At 71.8% G+C, this 550-nt stretch carries 1 protein-coding gene; it reads left to right on the top strand.

Features of this window, described 5'->3' with window-relative positions:
- On the top strand, positions 1-550 hold a 550-nt coding region (locus BIV57_RS23145; protein WP_245797864.1), incomplete at both ends, for a GTP-binding protein.

Genomic DNA, 550 nt, shown 5'->3' with positions numbered 1-550 from the left:
CGCCTCCACCGCCCGCGGCCACCACGGCGTCGACCTCGCCCTGCTCACCGACGGCCTGCGCGCCGAACGCGAACAGGGCATCACCATCGACGTCGCCTACCGCTACTTCGCCACCCCCCAGCGCCGCTTCATCCTCGCCGACACCCCCGGCCACGTGCAGTACACCCGCAACATGGTCACCGGCGCCTCCACCGCCCAACTGACCATCGTCCTGGTCGACGCCCGCACTGGCGTCGTCGACCAGACCCGCCGCCACGCGGCCATCGCCGCCCTCCTCCGGGTCCCCCACGTCGTCCTGGCGGTCAACAAGATGGACCTGGTGGCGTGGGACGAGCAGACCTTCAGCACCATCGAGGCCGACTTCACCGAGCTCGCCAAGGAACTGGGCATCCCCCAGGTCACCGCCATCCCCATCTCCGCCCTGCACGGCGACAACGTCGTGGACGCCAGCGCCCACCTGGACTGGTACGCCGGCCCCACCGTCCTGGAGCACCTGGAGACCGTCCCGGTCGACGACACCGCCGAACTCGCCGCCCCCGCCCGGCTGCCC

Source organism: Mangrovactinospora gilvigrisea (assembly GCF_001879105.1).
GTDB classification, from domain to species: domain Bacteria; phylum Actinomycetota; class Actinomycetes; order Streptomycetales; family Streptomycetaceae; genus Mangrovactinospora; species Mangrovactinospora gilvigrisea.
Note: the sequence above shows the minus strand (reverse complement) of the source record. Positions and strands in the feature narration are given on the sequence as shown.